Raw genomic sequence first — 8,572 nt, forward strand, 5'->3', positions numbered from 1 at the left:
ACCCACCGGCCTTTCGCTCTGGTACCCCCGACCGGATTCGAACCGGCGCTACTGCCGTGAGAGGGCAGCGTGCTAGGCCGCTACACAACGGGGGCAAACTGGCGATCCAGTGCTTCGTCCGTGCCGGGGTTGCGAACTCGTCCGACGGGGACAGTGGAAAGGATCTGGTACCCCCGACCGGATTCGAACCGGCGCTACTGCCGTGAGAGGGCAGCGTGCTAGGCCGCTACACAACGGGGGCTTGTTCTCTTGTGGTGCGTACCCCCGACCGGATTCGAACCGGCGCTACTGCCGTGAGAGGGCAGCGTGCTAGGCCGCTACACAACGGGGGCTTGTACTACTGGGTCTTGCTCGTACTGCGCTGGGGTACCAGGACTCGAACCTAGACTAAATGAACCAGAATCACTCGTGCTGCCAATTACACCATACCCCACCAGAGTTGAGCCCCTGACGGGGTTTCACTCGGCGTTGCGGCCGCTTGGTTGCTTCCTGACGAGGCTTCTGGTCCCTCGCCCTGTCCCTCCCGGGCGGCGCAGAAAGAACATTACCCGACTCCCGGCCCTGCTCCAAAATCCATAACCGCAGGCAGGGCGCCGGGGGGCTGCGCGGCTGGTCACGCAGCCCCCCGGGCCCGGGGGTTCAGGCCTGCGGGACGGCCTCCAGGGCGGCCCCCAGACGGCGCAGCGTCTCGTCCCGGCCCAGCAGCTCCATCGACTCGAAGAGCGGCGGGGAGACCCGGCGGCCGGTGACCGCGACGCGCAGCGGGGTGAAGGCGAACTTGGGCTTGATGCCCAGCCCGTCCACCAGGGCCTCGCGCAGGGCGGCCTGGATCGGGTCGGGGGTGAAGTCGGCCAGCGCGGTCAGCGCCGCGATGCTGGCCTCCAGGACCGGCCGGGCGTCCGCGGTGAGGACCTTGGCCGCGTCCTCCGGGTCGAGGGCGAACTCGGCCGGGTCGACGAAGAGGAAGCCGGCCATGGTGACGATCTCGGAGAGCACCACCATCCGCTCCTGGGTGAGCGGGGCCACCTTCGCCAGCAGGTCGAGCTGGGCGGCGGTGGGCTCGGCCGGGAGCAGGCCGGGGGCCTGGAGGTAGGGCACCAGGCGCCGGACGAAGTCCTCCGGGGCGAGCTCGCGCAGGTGGTGCGCGTTGATCGCCTCGCACTTCTTCAGGTCGAAGCGGGCCGGGTTGGAGTTCACCTTGGCGATGTCGAAGTTGGCGACCAGCTCGTCCATCGAGAACAGGTCCCGGTCCTCGGCCAGCGACCAGCCCAGCAGGGACAGGTAGTTGAGCAGGCCCTCGGGGAGGAAGCCGCGCTCCCGGTAGAGGTTGAGGCTGGCCTGCGGGTCGCGCTTGGAGAGCTTCTTGTTGCCCTCCCCCATCACGTACGGCAGGTGGCCGAAGCGCGGGGTGGTGCCGTTGCCGACGCCGATCTCGGCCAGGGCGGCGTAGAGGGCGATCTGACGGGGCGTCGAGGAGAGCAGGTCCTCGCCGCGGAGCACGTGGGTGATGCCCATCAGGGCGTCGTCCACCGGGTTGACCAGGGTGTAGAGCGGGGCGCCGTTGGCCCGGACGATGCCGTAGTCCGGCACGTTCTCGGGCTCGAAGCTGAGGGTGCCGCGGACCAGGTCGTCGAAGGCGATGGTGCGGTCGGGCATCCGGAAGCGGACGATCGGCGCGCGGCCCTCGGCGGTGTAGGCGGCGGTCTGCTCCGGCGTCAGCTCGCGGCAGTGGCCGTCGTAGCCGGAGGGCTTGCCGGCCGCGCGGGCGGCGTCGCGGCGGGCGTCCAGCTCCTCGGTGGAGCAGTAGCAGCGGTAGGCGTGACCGCCGGCCAGCAGCTTGTCGGCCACCTCGGCGTACAGGTCCATCCGCTGTGACTGCCGGTACGGGGCGTGCGGGCCGCCGACCTCGGGGCCCTCGTCCCAGTCGAAGCCGAGCCAGCGCATGGCGTCCAGCAGCTGCCCGTAGGACTCCTCGGAGTCGCGGGCCGCGTCGGTGTCCTCGATCCGGAAGACCAGGGTGCCGCCGTGGTGGCGGGCGAAGGCCCAGTTGAAGAGGGCGGTGCGGACCAGGCCGACGTGCGGGTTCCCGGTCGGGGAGGGGCAGAAGCGGACCCGGACGGTCGGGTCCAGGGCGGTGTCAGCCACGCTTGACCACCTTGTTGGAGAGGGTGCCGATGCCCTCGACGGTGACGGCGACCTCGTCGCCGATCTGGATCGGGCCGACCCCGGCGGGGGTACCGGTGAGGATGACGTCGCCGGGGAGCAGGGTCATGGCCTCGGAGATGTGCGCGATCAGCTCGGCGATCGAACGGACCATCAGGGAGGTGCGGCCGGCCTGCCGGAGCTCGCCGTTGACGGTGCAGGTGACCGCCAGGTCGCTCGGGTCCAGCTCGGTCTCGATCCAGGGGCCGAGCGGGCAGGCGGTGTCGAAGCCCTTGGCGCGGGCCCACTGGCCCTCGCGCTGCTGGACGTCGCGGGCGGTCACGTCGTTGGCGCAGGTGTATCCGAAGATCACCTCGGGGACCCGGTCCACCGGGATCTCGCGGCCCATCCGGCCGATCACCACGGCCAGTTCGGCCTCGTGGTGGACGTCGGAGGAGAACGGCGGGTAGGCGATCGCCTCGGTGGGGCCGATCACCGAGGTGGACGGCTTGAAGAAGGTGAGCGGGACGTCCGGCACCTCGTGGCCCAACTCGGCGGCGTGCGCCGCGTAGTTGCGGCCGACCGCGACCACCTTGTTGGGCAGGATCGGGGAGAGCAGGCGGACGTCCTGCATCCGGTAGCTCTCGCCGCTCAGTTGGAGCGACACGATCGGGTGGCCGGCCAGGGCGTGCACCACCAGGGATTCGGGCTGAGCGGGATCGCCCTCGACCACACCGAAGGAGACGCTGCCGGCGGCAGGGCTTCCTTCTCGGACGGAGAACCTGGCAATGCGCACGGTGGGGAGCCTCTCGGTCGGTCGGGCGCCGGCCTGACCGGGCCCTGTCTGGAACGGCTCCCAGGATATGACGCGAGGGGCGCCGGACTGCCTGGCGGCGGGCCGACACCCCTCACGAGACTGCGAACCGAAGGGCCGCGACAGCGAGCGGTCCGAAGGTGAGCAGGCTCCAAAAACTCAGTCCTGCGGCCGGCGCTGGGCCGGGGCGGTCATCAGCACGGTGCGACGCGGATTGGCGGTGCTGGTGGGCAGTTCGGCGGCGTACTCGACCGCGCGGTCGGCCGGGGCGCCGAGCAGCTGGCCGAAGTCGGAGACCGCGGCCAGCGTGGTCCGGCGCGGGTTGGCGGTCGAGCCGTTCGGGAGCTGGGACATTGCGTCACACCTTGGGTTCGGGGCCGCTCCGAGGAGTCGGCGTGGGTGATTCCGGGCAGGCTGACGCCTGGCACAGCGCACAAGGGTAGACGTTGACTCCGGAGAGAGCTGATCTTCTTCCACAGGCGCCGTGATCTTAGCTATACATTCGGCTGTGACTTTGCTCACAAATTGGCGGGGAAATGCCACATCGTGGACATTTCACAGCCGTGCAGAGATCGTCCCAAATCAGATGTCTCGGACATTTCGGGAGCTCCTCCGCATCGCGCCACCGATGCCTGACTTGGCATGTATCGGACGAGTGTCCGAAAAGCGCCGTATTCCCGGCCTGTTACCGCACAGTCAGTGAGACGGTGCGCGCGCTGGGTGGTCTAGGACACCGACAGGTAACGCCCCTTGTTGGAGTTCCCACGCTGTGCTGGAATGCGACGGAAAAACTCGACACCGCCCCTGACCGCGTTAGCGGTGAGGGGCGCCCGGTCCAGAGGTTGCGACGCCAGTGCAGGGACGTTTCAAGAAGGGCAGCGGCGCCGCGGGAGACCCGGAGTCGCGTGAGCCCGTGGCAGGCCCCCACCAGGCAGCGCCGCTCACGGGCCCCGGTGAGCAGATAGTCGGCGGCGGCGAGCCCGAACCGCAGGACGGTGCCGACGGCACCGACCAGAACGAGAAGCCGAGCGGCCGCTCCCGCCTGCGCACCTCGCTGACCCGCCGCCGGGCCACCGGTATGAGCCGGTTCGCCATGCGCAACTGGAAGATCCGTACGCGCCTCATCGCGCTGCTGCTCCTCCCCGTGGTGGTCGCCCTCGCGCTCGGCGGTCTGCGTGTGCAGTCCTCCCTGGAGAACTCCCGCCAGCTCTCCCAGATGGCCAACCTCGCCGACCTGGCCCGCAAGGCCACCGACCTGGCGAACGCGCTGCAGAGCGAGCGCGACCTCAGCGCCGGCCCGCTGACCAACGGCGGCCCCGAGCGCGCGAAGGACGACGACGTCGCCAACGCGCGCAAGGTCTCGGACACCCTGAGCAAGGCCTTCGCGGCCAGCGCGGACAACTTCGACGACCTCGACCTCGCCGGTGGCAAGGCCCTGCTGCTCCAGGTCCGCCGTGACCTCAACCAGCTCTCCGAGGCCCGCAGCAACGCCTACACGGACCACAAGAACATCCAGGCGACGATCACCAACTACGACGTGATCATCAAGAACCTGCTCTCCATCACGCAGGACATCGCGATCGCGTCGAACTCGACCGAGCTGGTCAAGATCACCCGTGCGCTCTACCAGTTCTCGCTGGCCAAGGAGAACACCTCGATGCAGCGCGCGCTGATCAGCGCGGCGCTCGCGAACCCGACCGGGCCGGACCTGTCCTCCTCCGACGAGACCTTCGGCATCCGCCTGAAGACCTCCGAGGACAACGCCCTCACCAACTTCACCGCCATCTACGGCGACTCCGAGGCTCAGATCCTGCGCCAGGGCCTGACCCGCAACCAGGAGATCGCCAACGCGGACCGGTACAGCAAGGCCGTCCTCAACCCGAACGGCATCAAGCAGACCGAGACCCGCAACTACAAGGACTGGTACGACAGCGCCACGGCGAAGATCACCGCCGAGCAGAAGATCGAGAAGAAGCTGCTCGAGGACCTCGACGGCCGGGCCGGCGACCTCCAGGACGAGGCCGACACCCAGGCGCTGGTCAACGGCGCGCTGATCGCCGTCGTGCTCATCGTCGCCATCGCCGGCGCGGCCCTGGTGGCCCGCTCGATGGTGCGCTCGCTGACCCGTCTGCAGATCGCCGCCGAGGACGTCGCCGAGCGGCGGCTGCCCGAGCTGGTCAAGACGCTCTCCGAGAGCGACCCGCACGACGTCGACGTCACCGTCGAACCCGTCGGCGTCGACTCGGCCGACGAGATCGGCCACGTGGCGCACGCCTTCGACATGGTGCACCGCGAGGCCGTCCGTCTCGCCGCCGAGCAGGCGCTGCTCCGAGGCAACATCAACGCGATGTTCACCAACCTCTCGCGCCGCAGCCAGGGCCTGATCCAGCGTCAGCTCTCGCTCATCTCCGAGCTGGAGAGCCGCGAGGCGGACCCGGACCAGCTGGCCTCGCTGTTCAAGCTGGACCACCTCGCCACCCGCATGCGCCGTAACGGTGAGAACCTCCTCGTCCTCGCGGGCGAGGACCCGGGCCGCCGTTGGACCCGCCCCGTCCCGCTGGTCGACGTGCTCCGCGCCGCCGCCTCCGAGGTGGAGCAGTACGAGCGCATCGAGCTGGCCTCGGTGCCGTCGGCCGAGGTCGCCGGCCGCGTGGTCAACGACCTCGTCCACCTGCTCGCCGAGCTGCTCGAGAACGCGACCTCGTTCTCCAGCCCGCAGACCCGCGTCCGGGTGACCGGCCACGCGCTGCCGGACGGCCGGGTGCTGATCGAGATCCACGACACCGGCATCGGCCTCTCCCCCGACGACCTGGCGGACATCAACGAGCGCCTCGCCAACCCGCCGGTGGTGGACGTCTCGGTCTCCCGCCGCATGGGCCTCTTCGTGGTCGGCCGCCTGTCCCTGCGACACGGCATCCGCATCCAGCTCCGCCCCAGCGACTCCGGCGGCACCACCGCGCTGGTCATGCTCCCGCTCGACGTCACCACCTCCGGCGACCGCCGGGGCGCGGGCCGTCCGGGCGGCCCGGGCGGTCCGGGTGGTCCGGGCAAGCAGCCGCAGCGCGGGGTCGGTCCGACGCCGCGTCAGCAGGGCCGTCCCGGTGCCGCCGAGGCACTGGCCGGCCGTGGCGCGGCCGCGCTCGGGCAGGGCCCGCAGGGTCCGCAGAGCCCGCAGGGCCGCCCCGGCGGTGCTCCGGCCGGCCGGCCGCAGCTCGGCCAGGGCCCGCAGGGCGGTGGCCGTCCGGGTGCCCCGGCCGGTGCGCCCGGTGGCTCCCCCAACCTCTTCGGCGGCCCCGCCGCCGGTGCCCCGGCGGGCGGCATGCCGACCCGCGACGCGGGCCAGTCCTTCCGGGAGAACCCGGCCGAGGGCCTGATGCCACGCCGTACCCCGGGGGCCTCCGGTGCTCCGGCCCAGGGCGTTCCGGGTCAGGGTGCGCCCGGCCAGGGTGCTCCGGGTGCGGGGCTGCCCCGCCGCGGGCCGGGCCAGGGTCCGGGTCAGCCGCAGCAGGGCCGGCCGCAGCCGGGCTTCGGCCAGGAGCGTCCGCGCACCGCGCCGGCCGCCCAGGGTGCCGAGGGCTGGAACGAGCAGCCGCAGCACGGCCGGGCCGGCCACCCCGAGGCCGGACGCCGTCCGCAGCCGCAGGGCCGTCCGTTCGGCCCCGGTCAGCCGCAGGCGCCCGCCCAGCAGCAGGCCCAGCCGCAGCCGCAGGCGTTCCAGCAGCAGGGCCGGCCGCAGGCTCCGGCTCCGCTGGAGGCGCCGGCCGAGTCGACCGCGCAGTTCGCCCGTCCGCGCTTCGAGGCCAGCGAGATCGACCCGCGTGACCCGCTGGGCCTCGGTCTGGTCGAGCCGGTGCTGCCGACGGTGCCCAACCCGGTGCCGCAGCAGCCCTCCTTCCAGCAGCAGGGCCAGCAGCCCCAGCAGCAGGTGGCCCCGCAGGCCCAGCCGATGGCGCTGCCGACCGGCCCGGGTCTGGACGACACCGTGCAGTGGCAGCGGCCCGAGGACGGCTTCGGCGCCCCGGCCCCGCAGCGGACGCCCCGTCAGCAGCCCGCCCCCGGGCAGGAGTTGCCTGGCCGCGGCCGCGAGGAGGCCCGTCCGCGCGGGTACCAGCCGCAGCGCCCCGGGACCTCCGCTCCGGGCTTCGGCGAGCCCGGGCGACCCGCCCAGCGGGCCGAGGCCCCGCAGGCACAGGCCCCGCAGGCTCCGACCCGGCCGCAGGCCTCGCAGCCGCAGCAGCAGGCCCCGGCCCCGCAGGCCCAGCCGCAGCAGCAGCCTCAGCCCGGCCAGGACGGCCCGGGTGACGCGCCCTGGCGCCCGTCCGCCAACGACGAGCGCTGGCGGCGTGCGGAGCAGGTCCGCGAGCCCTCGTCCGACGGGCTGACCCTGTCCGGCCTCCCCCGCCGGACCCCGCAGGCCAACCTGGTCTCCGGCACCGCCGAGGCGTCGCCGCTGACCGGCCCGCAGGTCTCCCGCAGCCCCGAGGAGGTGCGCGGCCGGCTGACCAACCTGCGCCGCGGCATCCAGCAGGGCCGTCAGGCCGGGGCCGACGCGGCATCGCAGGGCGGCGGAATGCCGACCCGTCCGCCGCGCTTCGACGGCTTCGGCCCGCAGGGCAACGGCGCGCAGGACAACCCCGGTTACGGCTCGAACCAGCAGGAGCGTTGAGTTGACCCAGATGAGCCAGGCCGCACAGAACCTGAACTGGCTGATCACCAGCTTCGTGGACAGCACCCCTGGGGTGTCCCACACCGTGGTGGTCTCCGCCGACGGGCTCCTGCTCGCCATGTCCGAGGGCTTCCCCCGCGACCGTGCCGACCAGCTCGCCGCCGTCGCCTCCGGCCTCACCTCCCTCACCTCCGGCGCCAGCCGGATCTTCGAGGGCGGCGAGGTCAACCAGACCGTGGTCGAGATGGAGCGCGGCTTCCTCTTCCTGATGGCCGTCAGCGACGGCTCTTCCCTGGCCGTGCTCGCGGCCCCCGACTCCGACATCGGCCTCGTGGGCTACGAGATGGCCCTCCTCGTGGACCGCGCCGGAGCAGTTCTCACCCCCGCGCTGCGCGCGGAACTCCAGGGCAGCCTGCTGCACTGACGGACCGTCACCCCGAAGCGCGGCAACTGACCAGAGCATCCAGGAGGACCCTCATGACCCCGCCCCCGACACCCGGCGGCTCCTACGGCAGCAGCGGGTACGGCAGTGGCTACGGCGGCCAGTCCGACGGGTACGAGCAGCAGCCGCTGGTCCGCCCGTACGCGATGACCGGCGGCCGCACCCGGCCCCGGTACCAGCTGGCGATCGAGGCCCTGATCTCCACCACCCAGGCCGCCGAGCGCACCGGCGGGCTGCTGCCGGAGCACGCCCGCATCGTGAGCCTCTGCCGGGACGTCAAGTCCGTGGCGGAGATCTCCGCGCTGGCCGGTGTACCGCTCGGGGTCGCCCGCATCCTGGTCGCCGACCTGGCCGAGGCCGGTCTCGTCGCCATCCACCAGCCCGCCGCCGCCGGCGAGTCGGGCGGAACGCCGGACGTCACGCTGCTCGAAAGGGTCCTCAGTGGACTTCGCAAGCTCTAACGCGGCCGCCCCCAGCCGCGCCACCACCTCCGCGAAGATCGTCGTCG

General features: G+C 72.0%; 6 protein-coding genes and 4 tRNA genes. 3 read left to right on the forward strand and 7 right to left on the reverse strand.

All coding sequences use genetic code 11. The features are described 5' to 3' along the window. Window positions 1-19: 19 nt before the first annotated feature. The 7 genes from ACZ6ZR_RS38175 to ACZ6ZR_RS38205 all read right to left on the reverse strand — a co-directional run bounded on the left by ACZ6ZR_RS38175 (window position 20) and on the right by ACZ6ZR_RS38205 (window position 3,310). Window positions 20-95: transfer RNA gene (locus ACZ6ZR_RS38175), tRNA-Glu, on the reverse strand. 70 nt (window positions 96-165) lie between these two features. Then, window positions 166-241, reverse strand: a tRNA-Glu gene (locus ACZ6ZR_RS38180). An 18-nt stretch (window positions 242-259) separates the two neighbouring features. Then, window positions 260-332: transfer RNA gene (locus tag ACZ6ZR_RS38185), tRNA-Glu, on the reverse strand. Between the two features lie 29 nt (window positions 333-361). Beyond that, window positions 362-433 (reverse strand) — tRNA-Gln (locus ACZ6ZR_RS38190). Between the two features lie 206 nt (window positions 434-639). Further along, window positions 640-2,145 carry a glutamate--tRNA ligase gene (gene gltX, locus ACZ6ZR_RS38195; RefSeq protein WP_465650582.1) on the reverse strand — a complete coding sequence of 502 codons (1,506 nt, stop codon included), beginning with the start codon at window positions 2,143-2,145 and terminating at the stop codon, window positions 640-642. Further along, window positions 2,138-2,938 carry a fumarylacetoacetate hydrolase family protein gene (locus tag ACZ6ZR_RS38200; RefSeq protein ID WP_465650584.1) on the reverse strand — a complete coding sequence of 267 codons (801 nt, stop codon included), beginning with the start codon at window positions 2,936-2,938 and terminating at the stop codon, window positions 2,138-2,140. The genes gltX and ACZ6ZR_RS38200 overlap by 8 nt, the downstream gene beginning before the upstream one ends. A gap of 177 nt (window positions 2,939-3,115) precedes the next feature. Beyond that, on the reverse strand, window positions 3,116-3,310 hold the full coding sequence (locus ACZ6ZR_RS38205) for a hypothetical protein (RefSeq protein WP_465650586.1): 195 nt from the start codon (window positions 3,308-3,310) through the stop codon (window positions 3,116-3,118). Window positions 3,311-4,049: 739 nt separating this feature from the next. On the opposite strand from ACZ6ZR_RS38205, the gene ACZ6ZR_RS38210 reads away from it, so the two are divergent. The 3 genes from ACZ6ZR_RS38210 to ACZ6ZR_RS38220 are packed head-to-tail and all read left to right on the forward strand — an operon-like array spanning window position 4,050 to window position 8,525. Further along, on the forward strand, window positions 4,050-7,622 hold the full coding sequence (locus ACZ6ZR_RS38210; RefSeq protein WP_465650590.1) for a nitrate- and nitrite sensing domain-containing protein: 3,573 nt from the start codon (window positions 4,050-4,052) through the stop codon (window positions 7,620-7,622). Window positions 7,623-7,632: 10 nt separating this feature from the next. Further along, on the forward strand, window positions 7,633-8,046 hold the full coding sequence (locus tag ACZ6ZR_RS38215; RefSeq protein ID WP_465650592.1) for a roadblock/LC7 domain-containing protein: 414 nt from the start codon (window positions 7,633-7,635) through the stop codon (window positions 8,044-8,046). A gap of 53 nt (window positions 8,047-8,099) precedes the next feature. After that, on the forward strand, window positions 8,100-8,525 hold the full coding sequence (locus tag ACZ6ZR_RS38220) for a DUF742 domain-containing protein (protein ID WP_465650588.1): 426 nt from the start codon (window positions 8,100-8,102) through the stop codon (window positions 8,523-8,525). The last annotated feature ends 47 nt before the right edge of the window (window positions 8,526-8,572 follow it).

The organism is Kitasatospora sp. NPDC088742 (assembly GCF_055584905.1).

Bases quoted from the DNA above. Each gene is read 5' to 3' on its own strand.
- ACZ6ZR_RS38210 (WP_465650590.1), top strand. From the start codon at position 4,050: ATGCGCAACTGGAAGATCCGTACGCGCCTCATCGCGCTGCTGCTCCTC.
- ACZ6ZR_RS38205 (WP_465650586.1), bottom strand. From the start codon at position 3,310: ATGTCCCAGCTCCCGAACGGCTCGACCGCCAACCCGCGCCGGACCACG.
- ACZ6ZR_RS38215 (WP_465650592.1), top strand. From the start codon at position 7,633: ATGAGCCAGGCCGCACAGAACCTGAACTGGCTGATCACCAGCTTCGTG.
- ACZ6ZR_RS38220 (WP_465650588.1), top strand. From the start codon at position 8,100: ATGACCCCGCCCCCGACACCCGGCGGCTCCTACGGCAGCAGCGGGTAC.